We start from the raw sequence: 19,420 nt of genomic DNA on the forward strand, positions 1-19,420 counted from the left end.
TCGGTCGGCGTGGTTCAAGGATTAAGCGGCGGGGAAGCAACTACGGCAGCATGCGATGATCGACTGCCACAGCGTTCCCGGCCACAGAGAAAATTCCGTTTGAAGCGCGCAAAGGGACAGCGCTCTCGTGCCCTTTGCGCTTGAAGCTATGGACTCAGATACCCAGGCAGAGGTATTTGATTTCCAGGTAATCTTCGATGCCGTACTTGGAGCCTTCACGGCCCAGGCCCGACGCCTTGATGCCGCCGAACGGCGCGACTTCGTTGGAGATCAACCCGGTGTTGACGCCGACCATGCCGTATTCCAGGGCTTCAGCCACACGGAACACACGGCCCAGGTCACGCGCATAGAAGTACGAGGCCAGACCGAACTCGGTGTCGTTGGACATCGCGATCACGTCGGCTTCGTCTTTGAAGCGGAACAGTGGCGCCAATGGACCGAAGGTTTCTTCCTTGGCCACGGCAGCGTTGTTCGGCACGTTGGTCAGAATGGTCGGCTCGAAGAAGTTGCCTTGCATGCTCTTGCCGCCCGCCAGCACGGTAGCGCCTTTGCCGACGGCGTCAGCAATGTGCTCTTGAACCTTGGCCACGGCTTTCTCGTCGATCAGCGGGCCAGTGGTGGTGCCGTCTTCCAGACCGTTGCCGATCTTCAGTTTGGCCACGGCCACTTTCAGCTTCTCGGCGAACGCGTCGTACACCGAATCCTGAATGTACAGACGGTTGGCGCAGACGCAGGTCTGACCGTTGTTGCGGTACTTGGAAATGATCGCGCCTTCGACGGCCTTATCCAGATCTGCGTCGTCGAACACGATGAACGGCGCGTTGCCGCCCAGTTCCAGCGAGACTTTCTTGATGTCCTTGGCGCACTCGGTCATCAACTGACGACCGATTTCGGTCGAGCCGGTGAACGACAGTTTGCGCACGATCGGGTTGCCGGTCAGCTCGCTGCCGATGTCGCCAGCGCTGCCGGTCACCACACTGAACACGCCGTTCGGAATACCGGCACGCTGAGCCAGTTCAGCCAGAGCGAACGCGGAAAACGGGGTTTGCGAAGCAGGCTTGAGCACCATGGTGCAACCGGCGGCCAGGGCCGGGCCGGCTTTACGGGTGATCATCGCGGCCGGGAAGTTCCACGGGGTGATCGCAGCGGTCACGCCGATCGGCTGCTTGATCACGATCAGGCGCTTGTCTGGCTGGTGACCCGGAATCACGTCACCGTAGACGCGCTTGGCTTCTTCGGCGAACCACTCGATAAAGGAAGCGGCGTAAACGATCTCGCCCTTGGCTTCAGCCAATGGCTTGCCCTGCTCCAGGGTCATCAGGCGAGCCAGATCGTCCTGGTTCTCGATGATCAGCTCGAACCAGCGACGCAGCTTGTTCGCGCGCTCCTTGGCGGTCAGTGCACGCCAGGCCGGCAGCGCTTTATCAGCGGCTTCGATTGCACGGCGGGTTTCGGCAGCGCCCATTTTCGGCACAGTGCCCAGAATTTCGCCCGTTGCCGGGTTATTGACCTTGATCGTCTGACCGTTGTCCGCATCGACCCAAGCGCCATCGATAAAGGCTTGCTGGCGGAACAACTGGGTGTCTTTAAGCTGCATGTCGGCTTTCCTTAACAGCACCGCGGCCAGCGCGGAGCGAATTATGATTGTAGAAAGGCGCCTTATAGGCTGCCGTCAGGGAAATCATTCACCGGGCTGAAGCACATAAATAGCGCACTGATCGAACTCGTGCGGTTCAGCACCCAGACAAGAGCGTTTGAAATCTCAAACGAATCCTAGGATCAAAGGGGGTAAAGGACAATAGCCTGTTCGAAAAAAAGAACGAAAACGCCGCATTTGCCTATTTTTTCTGATCAACGTAGCAAACGCAGGTTACGCTTTGGAAAAACGCAGACGATTCAGCAGCATGGACGCCCGCAACGCATATGAGTATCATGGCGCCCGCATCGCACCAGTAGCTCAGCTGGATAGAGTACTGCCCTCCGAAGGCAGGGGTCGTGGGTTCGAATCCCGCCTGGTGCACCATATAGCAATCTAGACCTGTCTCAGACAGTCTACGAAACACCCCAAGAAGCCCGCCCTGTGCGGGCTTCTTTGTTTCTGGCTATCTATCCCTGTCTACCCCTATAACTTCACGCCGTGTATGCCCCCGTGTATGCTTTGAGATTCATTGAACTGGAGGCATACACGCAGTGAAGCGTACTGAAATCAAACGCCGCCCACTGGCCGACACTACTCTTGCAGGCTTGGAGCCAGAGAGTGCGACGTACCGGGAGCAAGACGGCAACGGCTTGTATTTTCGGGTCAAGGCAAATGGGCAAAAGTCGTGGGAGTTGCGCTACAAAAAACCAGACGGGAAATGGTCCTGGCTGGGCCTAGGCGGTTACCCCGAAATCAGTGGCTCACTAGCAAGGCAGAAGGCAGCGCAACTGCGGGATGACGCATCGACTGGTAAAAATCCTTTAGTCAGCAAGCAGGCTCGCAAGATTGCTGACCGGGTGGCTGCCAACAACACTTTCGAAGCATTAGGGCGCGAATGGTTTGAGGCTAGGCGCTCAAGCTGGGAAGCCGGCACGTCTCGTCGAGTCCTTGGTGCCCTGGAGCTTCACGTATTCCCCGTTTTCGGCAAACGCATCTACACAGAAATACTACCCCTTGAATGGATGGAGTTTCTGCGTGGCATGGAACAGAAAGGGATCATTGAGCAAATGGGCAGAGTTCGGGCCTTTTGCAAAGAGATCTACGACTTGGCACGCGTGACGGGCCGAGCGATCCACAACCCCCTTGAAGGCCTCAATAAATTTCTACAGACACGCGGTGCTGAAAATTATGCACACGTATCAATAGAAGAGTTGCCTGCATTACTTCGTGCTATCAACTCTTACCCTCACGCAAAGGATGTCCGTCTAGGCCTCCGATTGCTGGCCTTATTAGCGGCACGCCCGAGTGAGATTCGAGAGGCACGTTGGTCAGAGATCGACCTCAACAAAAAATTATGGACGATTCCAGCAGAGCGAATGAAGCGTCGTCGCGAGCATGTAGTGCCCCTATCTCGGCAGGCCATTGAAGCGATAACGGAGCTGCGCACGCTGACAGGGGCATACCCCCTTCTATTCCCTGGAAGAAAAGATCGAACCATCCCCCGTAGCAATACCGTCTTTCTGATGGCGCTGCGCAGACTGGGATACGCGGGCCGGCAAACTGGCCATGGTTTCCGCCATATCGCGAGCACGATCCTTAATGAACAGGGCTTTGACGAGAACCACATTGAGGCCCAGCTTTCTCATGTAAAAGAGGGAATTGCAGGGGTGTACAACAAGGCGGTGTACCTGCCTCAGCGCAAAGTCATGATGCAGTGGTATGCAGATCATCTCGATGAGCTAGCCACTGGCAACGTGGTGCAAGGTCAATTTGGAAAGGTGATATGAGGGTTCTTATCCATCCCTCCTCCAAAAGCGGTGTAACGCGTGTTACTCGTGTAACACACCTTACCAACCTACTGAATTCGTTGGATTTTTTTCATGTCACACGTTCGTGCGACATTCAATACTCTCCGTGTAACGCCGCCCTACTGTGTAACGCCAGAACAAGCCCTCACCTGCTGCAGGCCGACGTTCGGCGCTCGCGGCTAAAGCGCGACTCTCGCTGGTTATGCCTGCAAAACGCAGGGCGTGGGATCGAGCGTTACACGATGCGGGAGATGCTGAACAATGACTCATGACCAGATCATTGCGCACTCAGCACTAACGTCTGGCCTGAGGGGGTATCTATCAGACCAAACGCTTTACGCACTCTGCCGCGAACAGCTCACTGATGTGTGTTACTTGATCGATCAGTGTTGTCTGCGCATCCAGAATGGCGGCATAGATAGCGATCTCAGCAGCATGTGCATCAAGACCACCGTGCATGAGGAGACCATTTACCAGTATGCGTCCACCGACCACAGAGCACGCCTCGCGCATTGGGTTCGCCAATACAGCGAGTGTTACTCCGCTTCGGAGCTAGAGGCACACGCGGCCTACATCATGGCATGCGCCGTGAAGGCACTCGGGATCTTAGGCGATTGGATGCGTGAAGCCGATCAGAAGGTCTGGTCATATGTGTCGAAGCATCCGACCGACTGGCCATGGGATTTCTACTGCAACTTTGTGGAGACGCAGATTGATCCTGAAGAGCGCATTGAGGCACTCGATCAATACGCACTTCATCTGGAGCCGATTATTTCGCTGCCCTGCTTGGTTCGTGATGAGTTGACCCCCATCGCTGATCGGGCGATCAAAAACGCCATTCGCAAGAAAGGCGGCATCATTAGCGGGATAGAGCGCGCTCAAAACATGAGTGCTCGCGACGCGGCAATCACTATGCAAGGTCGTTACTACTTGGCGAGCGGTATGTCAGGGAGACACATCGCATCGAAGGTGCATTCCTGGCTCAAGCAGGAGGTCGCAAAACCACCCAAACACCGCCCTGAGTGGATCGCGCTTGAAACCGAAAAGGCGCTGACGCGCAAAAGCGTAGAGGCAATTCTCAAACGCAACTTCGTGGTGTAAACCTGAAATTTCAAATGGAAGTGAACTGCTCACCTCAATTCATCGCATAGATCATTGCTCTCGTCAGTCCAAACCAATCGAGAGCAATACCAATGACAAAGAACTTCGCCCACCTGCCCGCTCCAACCTTCTCAAATCTTGCCAGCCCCTTCGACTCTACTTCCGCCGTACCCGACTTAGCCACTCCATTTGACCCCGCCACCACCCTCATCAGAATGCCGCGTCTTGAGATCGCTACGGGACTCAAGCGCTCGACGATCTACAAGCTTATGCAGTGCCCCGAAAGTGGTTTCCCACTGCCAGTCAAACTGAGCAACAGCACCGCACGTGGTGCACCGGTAGCCTGGGTTTTTTCTGAAGTGCAGAGCTGGGTCAAAAGTCGTATTGAAGCCCGCGACCAGGTGGCCGCATGAAGCGCAATTACTGCCCATTCAAAGGGCCATTTCTCGACTCTTACAGCATCGGATTCCGCCTCTATCAACCTGGTGCAATCAACTGGCGTCATCGCACCATCGCGGGCGTGAGTTGGAACGGCGAAGAGCAGGAAGCGTTCTTTTTCAGCCCTGACGGCTTCGTTCTCCCACTGAAAGCCAATCCTTGGGAATTGCCTGAACTGATCAGCAAAAACGCGGTGCGCAGAGAGTTTTCGTGCGTCTACGGCACCGGTTATTTCGCCATGAGTGAAAGCCGCCTCGCCTCGCTGAAATCGCGCGGCATGACCGACTGGGTTACCTACTGGCTACTGGATCAATCGGCGGGGTACGCGAACGATCCGGCGGTATGGCAACACATCACCGATGAGGATCTCGCCGTGGAGAAAACCGCCACCGAGCGCCTTCACCACGACATGCGCTTGACCTCAGATCTGACCCAGTATGTGGATGAATGTCTCGCACAGAGCCGTGATGCGCTGGCTGTCGAACACCGCCGACGCTGCGCCGAGGACAGCAAGATACTGGCTTGGCTCAAAGGCGAAACACCGCCGCCGCTTGCCTTCGCACAGGAGGCAGCATGAGTCGAAAGATCGCCGACTACGCCGTGATGCGGCCATTTTCAGTGCTGCGTCGTATTGGCTTTTCGCCCCGCCTCATGCAGCGCCTTGAGCGCTATCGCAGCCAGCAGGACAAACAGGGCCGTGTCGTTAGCGTACTCAACTGGGCCGACGGCACCTGGTGCGCCCTCTCCCTCCACTGCGAAAAGACCGGAACCGTGATCGTCGACGAAGGCCAGCAAACGCAAGCCTACGAAGATGCACGATCCATGCTCAGCGGAGGCTTCCTGCCCCTCCTGTCCCTGCGCTGGGAAGCCCATGCCTGAAACGAAAACGCCTCCGGGAGCGATCCGGAGGCGTTGAGGTAAATCTACATGCACGAACAATTTATGCCGCACCTGAAAAAACCGCAAGTCATCAACGCAGTTGCACTTTCAAAAAACGGACGTTACTCTCTGGCCGTCGCTGCAAATTCAGCGATCGGGCTTGGTAACCCGTTCAACAATAGGCGCAACAGCGCCCATATCTCTTTTGCAGGCGCTTTTTTTACGCCCGCAATTTCGTTTTATGGTGGCTGTGCGTGGGAGACCTTCGGGTCTGCCGGGTTCCTATTGTCCCGGTTTACCAACCTGCGCACAGCTGCCACCCATTCGCTTGGTAACGAACGTGGCAGCTCCTCAACAATAGGAGCTTCACCAGATGCACGCCCTCAATCCGTTCAAAAATCGCGCCGCTGCACATCGTGCAATGGCTCTCGCCGCTTTACACGCCAATTCCAGTCTCGCCACACGTCTTGCCCGCTTCAACAACCACATGGCCAAAGCCCGCGCACTCGAAACCGCAGGCGGTGCCCAATGAACAATGCCCTGAGCTGTGCCCTGCCTGAAGACCTGCTCTGCGTTAATCCGAAAGCGGAAGCCGGTGTCCCCATCGACGCCATCACCTGCGCCATTGATCGCGCCGACTCGGTACTGACGCTGCTTGAGGATCACTTCGAAAACGAATCCTCGCGCCTCGCCAATCACATCATTGCTGCCGTTCTTTGGGACGTACGCGGCACTCTCGGCCTGATCAAGACCCTCGCCTTGCACGGTGACACCACCTCGACCCCTGCGGCGCAGAAAGGCGGTGCGCTATGACAACTTCCACCACGCTGGGTCGCGCCACATTTACTCGCGTGAATGCCACCGACTTGAAATTGTTCCGGGTCAATGCCGGAGTACCGGTCGAAGACGCACTGGAGATGGTTTCCCTGCTGCAGCATCACGCCAACCAGCTCAACTTCGACGCCGCCATGAGCGACAGCGGCGAGCGTTTCAGTTGGCCTGCTCTGTACCTGGGCGAGATGGCCAAAGCCCTGATCGATGACATCAACGACGCGCTGTTTTTGGCGAGGGCTGACGCATGAGCCAACGCCCGAGCAACTCCTCGAAACGTCCCAGCTTCGCCGACGTGAAAACCGCCGCACTGAAAGATATTGATCGTGTCCTGTCGCACTGGCTGCCCAATGGCAGGCGCGTAGACGGTGGCAAGGAATACACCGCACCGAATCCGACCCGCAGCGACAAGCGCGCCGGTTCGCTCAAGATCAATTTGAGCAAGGGCACGTGGGCCGACTTCGCTACCGGTGACAAGGGCGGTGACCTGATTGATCTGGTGCGCTATCTGGACGGGGGCACCGACGTCGAGGCCTGTAACAAACTGGCAGATCTGCTCAACGTATCGCCCGGCGCCGCCCATGCCAAGCCAGCGTCTGCCAAGACAAAAGCACCTGAGTGGATTGCCATTCAGCCGATCCCGGCCGAGGCCATGAATAAGTGCCCGGCCAAGCATCGGCAACACGGCGCGCCGTCCAAGGTGTGGATCTACCGCGACGCGCAGGGCCAGCCGCTTATGGCGCTTTACCGCTTCGACCTCGCGCCGGATGAAAACGGCAAACCGAAGAAAGTCTTTGCTCCCCTGACATGGTGTCAGCGCGCCGATGGCCAGACCACGCAATGGCGCTGGCAGGGTCTGCCCGATCCGCGTCCACTGCTGCGCCTTGACGAACTGACCCAGCGCGCTGACGCACCGGTTATTATCTGCGAAGGCGAGAAAGCTGCCGACGCCGCCGCCGAACTGTTGCCCGGCTACGCGGCCACCTGCTGGCCGAACGGCTCCAACTCCTGGCACAAAGCCGACCTGACACCGCTCAAGGGTCGCGAAGTGCTGTTGTGGCCGGACAACGATGTCAGCGGCAAAGCCTGCATGGAAGCCGTTGCCGATAAGCTGCGTGAAATCGGCGCCGCCTCGGTTCGGGTCATCGCGCTGGAGGTGTTCAAACGCAAGCCCACGCTGAAGAACGACCGCGCCGCCTTCGCCAAAGGTGGTCAATGGGATGACGGCGACGATGCGGCCGATGCGCTCGCCAAAGGCTGGACAGCCGCTCATATTGCCGAGCTGAAAAGCAGCGGTGAACTGTTCGGGCTGGCTGTCGTAAAGCCGGTACCCGATCACACCGAGACCAAGCCGGAACCGAAGGCAAAAGCAGCAGCCAAGCGTCCCGTTAAATCGAAAAACGACTTGATGCCCGGCGGCTTTCGCCTCACCTCCGAAGGCGTGTTTTATGCCAGCGACGACGGCGAGGCGCGCCCCGTGTGTTCGCCTCTGGAAATACTGGCCCGCACTCGCGACGACAAAGGCCAGAACTGGGGCCTGCTGGTCGAGTTCGACGATCCCGACGGCGCCAAGAAACGGTGGAACATTCCGGCGCGCACCATGACCGGCGACTTCGGCAAGGACGTTCTCGGCCCTTTGGTGGATATGGGTCTGCGTCTCGCTGGAAGCCGTTCAGGACGCAATGCACGCAATGACCTGCAGAGTTATCTCGGCGGCTTTGACAGTGCGCAACGAGCGCGGCTGGTCACCCGCTTGGGCTGGCACGACAGCGCCTTTCTCCTGCCCGAGCAACAGGTCGGCGCGCACAGCGAACACCTACACTTCTACGAGGCCGGTTCTCAGCTTCCGCCGATCAGCGAAGCGGGCACGCTTGAGCAGTGGCAGGAGCAGATCGGCGCACTGTGCGTCGGCAATCATCGATTGGCGTTCGTCGTCGGCGTGGCCTTTGCTGGCCCGCTGCTGCACATGCTCGGCCATGAGTCAGGCGGCTTCCACTTGTACGGCGACAGTTCAGGCGGCAAGACCACGCACCTGCAAGTTGCCGCCTCGATCTATGGCGGGCCGCGTCTGGTGCGTTCGTGGCGCTCCACCGACAACGCGCTGGAATCCATCGCCGCCGCGCACTCCGATGGGCTCCTGGTACTGGATGAAATCGGCATGTGCGATCCACGCATCATCGGCGAGACGGTGTACATGCTCGGCAACGGCACTGGTAAGGCACGCGCCAATGACCGAGGGCAAGCAGGCCGACAGGTACAGGAGTGGCGTCTGCTGTTTCTCTCCACCGGAGAGAAGACGCTGGCTCAGCACATGGCCGAAGCCAACAAGGAACTGAAAGCGGGCATGGAAGTACGCATGCTCGCGGTCCCGGCCGATGCGAGCAAAGGCTTCGGCATGTTCGACGCACTCAACGGCTTTGAGGATGCGGCGGCACTGGCCGACGCACTCAAGGCGCGGGTAGCGAAGTATTACGGCACTCCACTCACTGCGTTCCTCACAGCGTTGTGCGAGCCGGGCAAACGTCACGGTTGGTCCACCATCCTGCGCCGCACGCTGGAAGGGTTTATCGCCCAATCGCTACCGGCCTCGGCCAGTGGACAAGCGCACCGTGCGGCTGCTCGTTTCGGCCTCGCGGCTGCAGCAGGTGAGCTGGCCACCGCGATGGGGATTACCGGCTGGCCTGATGGAACTGCAACCACCGCCGCTCGCGTGTGCCTCAACGCATGGATGAACGAGCGTGGCGGCGCCGGGAACTTCGAAGGCGATGCGATCTTGGCGCGCCTGCGCCAGGTCATCGAGCGCTTCGGCGAAAGCAGGTTCACCCGCTGGGAATCGGCGGCGGCAAAGATCGACGAACACGGCCCGCGCACCATCGACCGCCTTGGCTTTCGCAGGACGCTGGAGCACGGCCTGGGTGATGCGCTGCATACCACCAACACCTATTACGTGCTGCCCGAGGCATGGCGCTCGGAGATCTTCCGGGGCATGAACATCAACGCCGTGAATAAGGAGCTGCTGCAGCGCGGTGTATTGGAGCCGAGCAGCGATGGTAAGGCGTCGAGTCTGGTCCGGCTGCCCGGCCTCGGTCAGCAACGCTGCTACATCGTGAAGACGATTCCTGGAATGGATGAGAGCGAGGCTCGGGCTGCCTGAGGGCATCTCTGCTGATTGAGGTAGCGCCGGCTTATTCCCGGCCTCGCCAGCCACTCAACCAACCCACAATCGAATTGAACAGAGACTAAACAGATGAACGATATTCAAGACCTGAAAGACCGCCGCGACCAACTGCGCATCGAGGCAGAACGACTACACGCCGAAATGCTGCCACTTGAAACAGTGCTGGAAAGTGAAGACCCCATCGATCCGGATCGGAAACGCGAACTGCGGGACAAGTACAACGAGCTGAAAAGGAATTTCGATTCGCGCAACAACAATGCCGACCTTCTGGATCGGAAGATCAGTCGCCGTGAGAACCTCGCCAATTGCGATTCCCTGATGGAGGGTTACATCGAGGCGATGGATAACTGGACTGCCGATGAGCAGGAGTTAAACGAAAAGCGCCAAAGCCTCAGTACCCGCCTGCAACAGATCCAACAACAGGCAGTTGAGGACATGGCCAGCGCTCGCCAGGCTGAAACGGAAGCTGCCACTGCGTATGCGCAGGCGGTCGCGTGGGGCGACACCGAAGGCGAGAAGACCGCCAACGCCGATGCGCAAAAGGCCGCGAAGAACCTCACAGCGGCCGCCGAGCATAATCGTCGGCAGACTCTAATCATGGCCGCTCTGGAGCAGGAGCTGGCCACCGTAGATAAATACATCGCCGAAGCACAGGAAAAGCATAAGGGGATAGAACGCACCGCCCTCTGGCTCTCGCAAACGGTACTGGAGGAGCAATGGAACGAGGCCGCAAAAGCGTTATTCGAGGTGGGTGGAAAGCTGTGGGCAAATTACAGGCTGCTGGGGCTTGATCAGGTGGGACTGATGAAGCTGGCCGTTCCAGAGGAAGGCGAAAACTTCGGGAATTGGACGTGGCATGAACTTTCCGACCGCTCGCGCCAATACACAGCGCGGGACCTACTCCAGCTCAACGAGCTGCCGATACCGCAACAGCCTGAACAAATGAGCGATCTGGAACAACACGAGGTTGTACGTCATGAACAAGCCACTACAGAACAGCGCGACCTGGTCTGACACGCTCAAAACTCGGAAAGCCCATCTGAATGCTCTGCTTAAGACCATCGATGCGCGTCCGGGAAAAACCAGTCAGATACAAACACTGACCATCAACGCGATTAAAGCGGAAATGGCGCATATTGAAAGCCAACTGAATCGCCGAAACCAACTTCGAAAGTTCACTACAAAATAAATAGCCGCATCTGAAAAAGGGCTCATTGGGTCCTTTTTTAGCAGTGGACCCTCACACAAACTCCATTTGTTAACTATAAAAAATAAAATTATTCAGCCGCACTGTACATGCGAATTGCATTACCCAGTAAGAATAGCGGCAACACCGGCACAATAGGCTCTCCTACACCTATTCTCTAAAAGATTTCGATTAGCAAATTAGTTCTGTATATAGTCTTCATGCGGTGAAATCACTCCGAGATCAAGAGAGATTTGCTTATTCATCATCGTCTCTACCTTTATAGTATCCTCGGAAATTTTTATTATAGACATGCATGGAATGATTAATTGTTTCTCATACCTACTACCACCTAGGACGCCCGCGTCCTCAGAGGAGAAAGTTACGCTAATATCTACACAACATTCTACATCCAACTCTAACACCCAAGCAGTCAAACTCAAATCGTCTCTTATTTTTCCAAAGCTCTTGCCCTCTTCATGATTGACGGAGACGACCTCCACCGCGGTGCATGTAGCGGTGAACAAAAAATTGGTCCTGCCAGTAAAGACTAGACTCTCGGGAAGATCATTAACAATATTTTGTTTAATACTCATTAATAGAGCGCCGTTCTCATTAAACTTATCAAACTTTAAAATTCGGCTAGCCGTAATATCTTTAATATCGCTCTCGACAGAATTAATCAATGTGAGGGCCACATTCAGATCCGGTACACAATGAAGTTTTTTTGACTCCGACTCGCAACAGAAAGTGATCCAATCTTTATCATCAGACACGACCAACACACCATGAAGTTCGGAGTACTCCTCCAAACATAATAGTGCGATCGCATCAGGAAATTCGTTCTTTTTATGATTTTGCTTATGAAAGGGCGGCTCGCTTTTGAAATAACGGGAAAATAGCTTTCTAGTCGTTACCTCTTCATAAAAAAGCAACTCAGCGTTCGTCGCAATAAAAAAATCATTAATCTCCCTAAACACTATACCTTCAGGGGAAATCTGCGACCTCAATTCATCTTTCACCTCAACTAAAAGATCTTCACTCAGATATTTGCTGAGATTCGTTAAAGCCTCCTCCGCTCGCAATGCCTTAGCCTGATGCATGGCAAGCATGTGTTTTTCTGCTTCATCACGCACAAGCTCAGTAACAACTAGTTGAATGGGAGAATGCTTCAGCTGACCCAACTGCTCCATAAGACCGCCCCGGAAGGTCTTTCCATTGCGGTCAAAGATCTGTGTATCGAAGGTCACAGCTGTGATTTCGCCACAGATTAGCTTTTTGCGCAAAGCCTCAAAATATTGCGGATCAATACTTGAATTATCTTTCATTCGAGGCCTTCAAAGTACATATCAGCTAGCCACCTCATGCGGCTAATGAATTTATTAATACTTTATTAACTAATGCGTCACTACCGCAGCACCCCAAACCGCACAATCCAAGGTATGTTTCACCCACACCTCTGATTTTTGAGTACAGCGAAAGTCAACCTCAACTCCTACCGTGCCATTTATTGATCCTGGCTCAATAGTTGCTATTGGCACTTCATCAACCATTAAGTTAACAATTCTTCCCCATTTCACATCACCATTTGCAAGAATGATGAAGAGTGCCTGGCCTTGAGAAAGGGTGAAACCTGGTGGATCAATCACAATCACACTTCCGAGCTTATATGGCCCCTCAACAATAGCGACATTCGACGCATACGTGGGGTCTTGAGTTCTTAGCTTTAGATAAGACGCGCTAGAAAGATTGAACATGGCCTCAGTCAATGTTTCCACAAAATCAATTCGGCTGAGCATTTCGGCCTGCCCCAAGAGCTGCTCAGCACCGCCCCCCCTATGTGCCACCTCATTGCGGCGCTCGACAAGGTCGTTAAGGCGCGTTTCAAACATGGTTCTAATTGTACTATCTATCTCGGGAGTTCGATCTGGAACTTCGTGTTCCTCCGCATCTCCAACCTCCTCCCTGACAAACCACTTATAAACTATCTCTACACTGGGAAATCTCGTCCAGAAATCAACAACTCCAACCTCTCCCAAAAGCTTACTCACATCGTTATATCGAAGGTTTGTATCATGAGCAATAACCGCCTCACTAGTGAGCGTGTAGTTATCATCACCAGACAAGCATTTAAACAAGCTCTCGGCTACATTTACGGGCAGCAAATTAGCGTAACGCCCCTCACCAAGTCTCTTACGAGAAAGCATTTCCGCAGATTGCACTAGATGTTTTTTAACCAATGACGGCGGCAAGTCTTTATATTGAATGAAAGAAGAAATTAAGCGAGCGTACTCAGCGATCAGGGCTTCTGTATACCGTTCAAAGGAGGCATACAACGCAACGACAAATGCTGCATAGTCATACTGCCGTCGCAAGGTTAAATACTGCCTTACAGACGCATCTGGATGCTTAGATAACGCACTATTTACGGGAGCAATCGACTGTACAAACGCCTTTAGCTCCGCTAATTCCGTGCGAACCTGCTCTAATATAGATTGCAAATCATTTGCTCCGAGCCGTCAGATACGAGAAATCGCTTTAAAAAATGCACCTCTGATTACCTGGTTGCGAGCTTGGGTATCTGCATAATTTGTCTTTCTACCTGAAAAAAGTTGGGCATGCTCAGCATACGCAGCAACTAATTCCTCCCTCAAAATCTCTTTTGAACCAATTAACTCCGAATACTTGCTTTTTACAGTTGAATCATTTGCAATATACATAATCGGATCATAGACAATTTTGGTAGGACGCTGAGACTGCCCAATAGCAGTAAATGCATCCGAACCCAGGGAATCAAATAGAAACTCTATGGATGTTTCGAACATTTCGCGATAACTAAGTAATACGTCTTCCTCAAAAAAATTACCCTTAAACAAAAACCTATCCAAAAATTCGGATATTTTATTGAGACCTGCACGGAAATAGCTTATTTGACGGTAAGCGAAAAAACGCAAAATTAACTCAACATCTTCCATCTTTTCAAACATTCGTCTACCTATAAGAGTCGACACGTCTCCGGATTCTAGAAGTTCGTCATCGGAACCTGCATTAGGAGTTATACCTGAAGGAATCCCCCACAACCTACGAAAAGTTGAGTTCTCCGACAATGACATGCACAGCTTATTTAGGGGGCCATTATAAATAGCGTTTCTGGTTTCTTGGCTACTTAATTCAACACCGCCAGAATTCAGACGTTCAAAAACTATTTTTTTTAGAAGGGCTGCCTGTTCATCTGAAGTCGCCGTCTCCTTCAGCAGAATAATTGATGAAATATATCGCCGATCAATACCATCACGCACCTTTTTAGGAAGGGTTGAATAAGTTCTCCCTTCTAGGTCCGCCCAATACTCAAGACCACACAATGCAAATTTATCATCATAAAAATCACTAAGCGCGGTTAATCTTTGACGTCCATCCATCACTTCAAAACGAGCTAAGTCTCGTTCATAGAGAAACACAGGAGGAACCGGAACGTTCATCAAAAAAGATTCAATCAAACGCGATTTCCGCTCGTCACTCCAGCGGTGACGACGTTGATATTCCGGGTCTAGCTTGTATCTGGGTTCAGTTGTGCCAGGAGCTACTTCCTCGCCCTCAACTTCTACCTCTTCTTGAAGCATCGATAATATGCCAGCTAATGAGTATCTAGCGGATTCAGTGACGATCCGAATCTCACCCTTAGCATATCGGGCATTCAGTTCCTCGTCCGTGGCTGAATGCTTTTCACGCACGTCAAAAAATGCAACTTTCTCATTGGGCAAAAGCTGCACTTCGATTACTCCTAGTTGACTTGCATTATCAGTAGTCAAAGCCGGCTTATCATCGTTTTTTTTCATATTTAAGTCTGACGTCCCTGAGCATTCCACTTAAAATTAAAACACTGCTAGCAATCATCCCCCCTAATCACGAGCAGCCCAGACATCTATTTCCACTACAGGATTCGATTTCACACGTAAAAAAGAGTCTGCTTGCCGCTTTCCCTCCAGTGCCGTCCCAGCCTTTTTTATCTTCGTAATTTTCCAACCGCTTTCATTGAGTGATGACTTAATCAACATTACAGGATCGGCTCGACGGTCTGATATGCCCCCAAATCGAATTACAAGACGGGCATTTTCTGCTGACACTGCGGCGGAATTTCTCCATACCTTGTTTAGATCGCCTGCAAAAATCTCTGGCCCACCGTGAAGGAGTTGCAGAGGACTTTCATACTGAACTGAGGAGGTGCCACCAACAAACCAATTTCGGAGCCACTGATCAGGGATATAAGTCTTCATTCCATAATAAGGTGGAGATGTGATAATCCAAGAATATCTTTCACCAATCACATGCGGCTTCAAGCTCTCTGGATTGCGGCTATCCGCCAACCTCGAGACACCAGTGGTTTTGATGTGTTGAGAATAATACCGTATCGCACGTCGAGTTATAATTTCGAGAACATCGACTTTAGCAGGATACATTTCCCGATCCTTCCAGAAGTTAGTCGCGTACCTTGGTTTTGGCGCATACGTCCGGGGACATTGATTGGAAAAGTAGCTTTGGATTGTCTTCTGTTGCGGGCCGTGGAGGGCTCCCAACAAAATACCTCGCAGCGCGTACCGGCTACTCGTAGAGCAATCATCCAAAAGAGCATGCCGCAACCGACAAATGGACTGGAGAACATCAGGGTGATACGCCCAATGCCAAAATTCATCTTGGGGAGTTTCAACAGGGGGATGATTATCAAGAATGAAGCGAGCTTCGTTAATGACCTCTTCAGCTGAGACGCACACCAACTTCGAGGCCGTTATCGCCGATGCAACAGGACTTGCGTCAACTCCCATAGAACTTAACCCAGCCATTCGAGCAGCGAAACCTGTCGTGCCCCGACCGCAAAACGGGTCCAAGACTAGATCTCCCTTACGAGCCTTTTTCAGGATCCTCTGGGGAAAATCGAGTGGGAACATAGTGAAGTATGGGCAGATGCCATTCAGAAGGGTTTGTGCTGCTGGCACTGGGTTCTCCTACGAGCATTGAGTGCAAGCGTTAGCGCATACAAGTCGATGAAAGGTAAAGGCAATAGGACTCTCCATGCAGAGAGAAACCGCTTATCAATGATAGCTTCCCCGTCTACATCAGCCACGTCGGTGGGCGACGTAGCTAGCGACACAATATCAGAAGCACGCTAGCCGTGCATCAGACCCTAGCACGCATCTGAGACCAAGAGCCTTGTGGTAGATTTTTAATAGCCCGCGAGCACTGAAAACCGCCTTCACCGTAAGGTACCTGTCATCAACGGTGGCAGCTTGGCAACATTCCGGCCGGGGGGCAGTCAGCCACAATGGCCTCGCTCATGCACATACCTTACGCCGCCATTCGGGGACATGCTGTCGGACTGGCCGAGGAGGTAATGGGTTGGGTTGCCAGTTGACCAGAATCTGAGAGATCGCTGCGTCCATTCGTCAAAGACGGCACCTTTAGGACGTGAGTTCCCTTCACTATTTATTAAAGGGCGTTACACAGTTCGTCACTGTTACACGGTTTACATTGAATGCTTACGGCTCGTGTAACTAAACTTTTCCCTTTTAAATTCAATAACTTAAATAGGCTCGTTACACCCGTAACACCAGTTACACCACATTTCAGAGGTATCTGCCCCACACCCCTAAGATATGAGTTCCACCAGCGAGGAGACTCCCGCAGAAGCCGGGGGCCCCTGAGAACCTCAGCTCCACACGGGGTCGGAAACCCGCGTGATCGTGTTAGCGGAAAAATGCCCAGCTTAGTGAACAGGTGAACTGGGTGAACTGCTGTTCACCAGTGCATTTGCACTATGGCTTGGGAGGTCGCTGGGGACCCTGGGCATTCCTGAAAGACACGGGGCAAAGAACCCGCCGAATCGTGTTAGCGGCTGGATTTTCTACGTTGGTTGACAGGTTGACAGCATCCCCAAGGTTGAGGGGGCTCAATCGTTCACTATCAACAACACGCTAGCCCACCTTTACCGTTGCGGTAACGATGCCCTTTTCTCTTCAATATCCTTTCAATTTCAACGTTGAAATTTCAGTAAGCTGATGAAACTGCCGCTACCAAGATCTCGCGGGTTTCCGACCCCGTGTGGATAAGAAACTCTCAGGGGCCCCAGCAATATTTGGGCGCTCCAGCGTCCCCTGGAGCATTTATCTCAGGCTGATCTATCGTCAAATCGCTATCTACAAGAAGCACTAGACACTATCTTGTGCTTCCACCATCACCGCCTGTTGCACGGTATTCACCTATGGAAAGTTCTCCTCAGAAACGCGCCTTCCGCACGGTCGAAAGTATTGAGGCTGAGAAAGTCACTCGTGGAATGCTCAAGCCTTTTTTGGAAGGTATCGGCTTCAGTAGTGTGAGTGATGTACGTAAAGGTCATTCTCAACTTCTTTCCGCCACCACACCTGAAGGTAAGACATTCACGGCCCGCGTCCGCTTGTGTTGGCGGTGGGAAAACCAACCGGAGAAATACTCTGCGGCGCAATTACGAGCACGTCTAAGCGATGGTGATTGGGACAAAACAATTGCCGAAATCGTTGATCGTGAAGCTCCTCAAGGCGTCACTCACTCACTTTTGATCCAGCGCTATGAATCGGCTATCAAATTCGCGGCTCTAATCCCTGTAAACGCCATAACTGGAATTATCAACGGGCAAAGAGATGTAAGTGCGAAGCTTATCGCCGAAGGAAAGCTAGGACGTCTCAAAAAGAACCATGCGGTAAATGGAGATAGTCCAACCATGTGGCTGATGGATGATCGCTATGACGAGGCATACAAGGTTGCCGATGTTCTATGGAAATGGCCTGGGGTGGAGGACCTTGCTCAACAGCAGGTATCCGATGGTTACGAAATAGCGACCAATGACACCTTTAGCGATCTACCGGGTATCGATCTATCGCTCTTGGGCCGGGATGAAACCTTACGTTTTCAAGTCACCATTTCTAGAGTGGCTCGGGATCCGAAGGTCCGAAAAGCGGTCATAGATCGATGCGGTGCGCGTTGTGAACGGCCGGGTTGCGGAGCAAGCCGCTCGTATACTGGCTTTCTGGACGTCCACCACATACTGGGTGTGGAGGTCAGTGATCGAGTATCAAACTGCGTTGCGCTTTGTCCAAATTGCCATAGGGATGCACATTTTTCGGTGGACAGAGACAGCTTGAACGACTCATTGCTCCTGGTCGCGCAGCATCGGCACTAGGAGCCGTTGCATGCCTCAGTTAATTGCCAGCATTCATCAGCGTGTATGCCCACGTGTATGCCTAACCGAAACACCACCAGTAAAACCCTTATAAACCGGGGGCCGCAGAGCTCAGTTCAAACGACGCCTGGGCACCATACGTAGTAATGAAAAAGCCCCGGATTTTAAGGTCTGGGGCTTTTTTGCATTCTGGATCCGGCAATTGCTATCGGCGCCTGGACCTGTGTTTTTTCCTCAATATGCACGGAAGTGCAAAAGCCATTCAGTAAAAAATTTCACTGCGAATTGCCTGTATCACAATACTCGACAATCGCTCAGTCAGTGGATCCGGACTAGCCTCTCGCCTATGTAGCGTCAGAGCTATAGAGGGTAACGGTGGCAACCCTCGTTCGTCGGCGACCAATAGCTCGGTACCAGACTGCAAACCCAAGGCCGTCCTGATTGTGTAACCCAGGCCTGCCTCGGTCGCTGCAGACAAGCCATTGAGACTGGAGCTGGTGAACGACAGTAACCAGGGAATCCCTTCACGGGTCAGCGCCTCAGTGGCCATTGAATGAAACGGACAGGGCGCGTCGAACGCGATGATGGGCAGCGGCGTTCCTGATTCGATGCGCCAGTCGAGGTACTGGTGAGAAGACCCGATCCACTGCATGGGCAGTTCCGCCACCCGCTCCTGATACCCGGCTCCATTTATATCCCCCCACACTACCGCGAGGTCGAGCGAACCGTTTTCGATCCGGCTCAGCAGATCCGCATTGCGTGCAATCCGGGCTTCGACTCGAACATCGGGATGAGCCCTGGCGAATCGGCCGAGTACCGTTGGCAAGAAGCTACTCAGGTCCTCCTGCAGCCCGAGACGAATCCATCCCTTTAGCTTGAGCTCGGAAACGGCCGTGATCGTCTCATCGTTGAGGCTTAAAAGCCGTCGCGAATAATTGAGCAGCACCTCTCCGGTGTCCGTCAGAGCCAGTCTGCGACCTGCCTTTTTGAACAACGGCGAGCCCGCCTGGGCTTCCAGTTTCTTCAATTGGGCGCTGATGGCTGACGTCGAACGAGCGAGCTTTTGTGCCGCCTTGGCAAAGCTGCCCAGTTCGACCCCGGTGACGAAACTGCGCATGACATCTAAATCGAAGTTTACCGGCCTCATGACAAT

Annotated in this window: 18 protein-coding genes, 1 tRNA gene and 1 pseudogene; 13 read left to right on the top strand and 7 right to left on the bottom strand. The window is 53.4% G+C overall.

Translation table 11 applies throughout. The features are described from left to right. Positions 1–154: 154 nt before the first annotated feature. Complete coding sequence (gabD, locus tag ACCC96_RS13840) at positions 155–1,597, bottom strand: NADP-dependent succinate-semialdehyde dehydrogenase (RefSeq protein WP_019581696.1); 1,443 nt, start codon at positions 1,595–1,597, stop codon at positions 155–157. Positions 1,598–1,946: 349 nt separating this feature from the next. Between gabD and ACCC96_RS13845 the strand changes: the two genes are divergently transcribed. The 12 genes from ACCC96_RS13845 to ACCC96_RS13900 all read left to right on the top strand — a co-directional run bounded on the left by ACCC96_RS13845 (position 1,947) and on the right by ACCC96_RS13900 (position 11,063). After that, positions 1,947–2,023: transfer RNA gene (locus ACCC96_RS13845), tRNA-Arg, on the top strand. 167 nt (positions 2,024–2,190) lie between these two features. After that, positions 2,191–3,426: a tyrosine-type recombinase/integrase gene (locus tag ACCC96_RS13850; protein ID WP_413696105.1), complete on the top strand. Its 1,236-nt coding sequence runs from the start codon at positions 2,191–2,193 to the stop codon at positions 3,424–3,426. Positions 3,427–3,708: 282 nt separating this feature from the next. After that, positions 3,709–4,548 (top strand): hypothetical protein, encoded by an 840-nt coding sequence (locus ACCC96_RS13855; protein ID WP_413696106.1) that lies wholly within the window; start codon positions 3,709–3,711, stop codon positions 4,546–4,548. Positions 4,549–4,640: 92 nt separating this feature from the next. Then, complete coding sequence (locus ACCC96_RS13860; RefSeq protein ID WP_413696107.1) at positions 4,641–4,961, top strand: helix-turn-helix transcriptional regulator; 321 nt, start codon at positions 4,641–4,643, stop codon at positions 4,959–4,961. Continuing rightward, complete coding sequence (locus tag ACCC96_RS13865) at positions 4,958–5,563, top strand: hypothetical protein (protein ID WP_413696108.1); 606 nt, start codon at positions 4,958–4,960, stop codon at positions 5,561–5,563. Before ACCC96_RS13860 ends, ACCC96_RS13865 begins: the two co-directional genes overlap by 4 nt. Further along, entirely contained in the window at positions 5,560–5,865 is a 306-nt protein-coding gene (locus ACCC96_RS13870; protein ID WP_413696109.1) for a hypothetical protein, read from the top strand. The genes ACCC96_RS13865 and ACCC96_RS13870 overlap by 4 nt, the downstream gene beginning before the upstream one ends. A 373-nt stretch (positions 5,866–6,238) precedes the next feature. Next, positions 6,239–6,397, top strand: coding sequence for a hypothetical protein (locus ACCC96_RS13875; RefSeq protein WP_413696110.1), 159 nt, complete (start codon positions 6,239–6,241; stop codon positions 6,395–6,397). Then, complete coding sequence (locus tag ACCC96_RS13880) at positions 6,394–6,678, top strand: hypothetical protein (RefSeq protein WP_413696111.1); 285 nt, start codon at positions 6,394–6,396, stop codon at positions 6,676–6,678. The genes ACCC96_RS13875 and ACCC96_RS13880 overlap by 4 nt, the downstream gene beginning before the upstream one ends. Continuing rightward, complete coding sequence (locus ACCC96_RS13885) at positions 6,675–6,947, top strand: DUF3077 domain-containing protein (protein ID WP_413696112.1); 273 nt, start codon at positions 6,675–6,677, stop codon at positions 6,945–6,947. Before ACCC96_RS13880 ends, ACCC96_RS13885 begins: the two co-directional genes overlap by 4 nt. Beyond that, positions 6,944–9,850: a DUF927 domain-containing protein gene (locus ACCC96_RS13890; RefSeq protein WP_413696113.1), complete on the top strand. Its 2,907-nt coding sequence runs from the start codon at positions 6,944–6,946 to the stop codon at positions 9,848–9,850. Before ACCC96_RS13885 ends, ACCC96_RS13890 begins: the two co-directional genes overlap by 4 nt. A gap of 93 nt (positions 9,851–9,943) precedes the next feature. Next, entirely contained in the window at positions 9,944–10,888 is a 945-nt protein-coding gene (locus ACCC96_RS13895; RefSeq protein ID WP_413696114.1) for a chromosome segregation protein SMC, read from the top strand. Then, positions 10,851–11,063 (top strand): hypothetical protein, encoded by a 213-nt coding sequence (locus tag ACCC96_RS13900; protein WP_413696115.1) that lies wholly within the window; start codon positions 10,851–10,853, stop codon positions 11,061–11,063. Before ACCC96_RS13895 ends, ACCC96_RS13900 begins: the two co-directional genes overlap by 38 nt. A 197-nt stretch (positions 11,064–11,260) precedes the next feature. Here the strand turns inward: ACCC96_RS13900 and ACCC96_RS13905 are convergent, their stop codons facing one another. The 5 genes and pseudogenes from ACCC96_RS13905 to ACCC96_RS13925 all read right to left on the bottom strand — a co-directional run. Further along, entirely contained in the window at positions 11,261–12,388 is a 1,128-nt protein-coding gene (locus tag ACCC96_RS13905; RefSeq protein WP_413696116.1) for a PIN domain-containing protein, read from the bottom strand. A 69-nt stretch (positions 12,389–12,457) separates the two neighbouring features. Beyond that, positions 12,458–13,561 (bottom strand): HEPN domain-containing protein, encoded by a 1,104-nt coding sequence (locus ACCC96_RS13910; protein WP_413696117.1) that lies wholly within the window; start codon positions 13,559–13,561, stop codon positions 12,458–12,460. An 18-nt stretch (positions 13,562–13,579) separates the two neighbouring features. Then, positions 13,580–14,896 carry a DUF262 domain-containing protein gene (locus tag ACCC96_RS13915; RefSeq protein ID WP_413696118.1) on the bottom strand — a complete coding sequence of 439 codons (1,317 nt, stop codon included), beginning with the start codon at positions 14,894–14,896 and terminating at the stop codon, positions 13,580–13,582. A gap of 63 nt (positions 14,897–14,959) precedes the next feature. Beyond that, on the bottom strand, positions 14,960–15,517 hold the full coding sequence (locus ACCC96_RS13920; RefSeq protein WP_413696148.1) for a hypothetical protein: 558 nt from the start codon (positions 15,515–15,517) through the stop codon (positions 14,960–14,962). A gap of 351 nt (positions 15,518–15,868) precedes the next feature. Further along, a pseudogene (locus ACCC96_RS13925) lies at positions 15,869–16,003 on the bottom strand (DNA methyltransferase); the annotation flags it as partial. A 1,310-nt stretch (positions 16,004–17,313) separates the two neighbouring features. Here ACCC96_RS13925 and ACCC96_RS13930 point away from each other — a divergent pair. Then, positions 17,314–18,267, top strand: coding sequence for an HNH endonuclease (locus tag ACCC96_RS13930; protein WP_413696119.1), 954 nt, complete (start codon positions 17,314–17,316; stop codon positions 18,265–18,267). Positions 18,268–18,529: 262 nt separating this feature from the next. Here the strand turns inward: ACCC96_RS13930 and ACCC96_RS13935 are convergent, their stop codons facing one another. Next, on the bottom strand, positions 18,530–19,414 hold the full coding sequence (locus ACCC96_RS13935; protein WP_413696120.1) for a LysR substrate-binding domain-containing protein: 885 nt from the start codon (positions 19,412–19,414) through the stop codon (positions 18,530–18,532). Between the last annotated feature and the right edge of the window lie 6 nt (positions 19,415–19,420).

The organism is Pseudomonas sp. Pseusp11 (assembly GCF_047304405.1).
Classification (GTDB): Bacteria; Pseudomonadota; Gammaproteobacteria; order Pseudomonadales; family Pseudomonadaceae; genus Aquipseudomonas.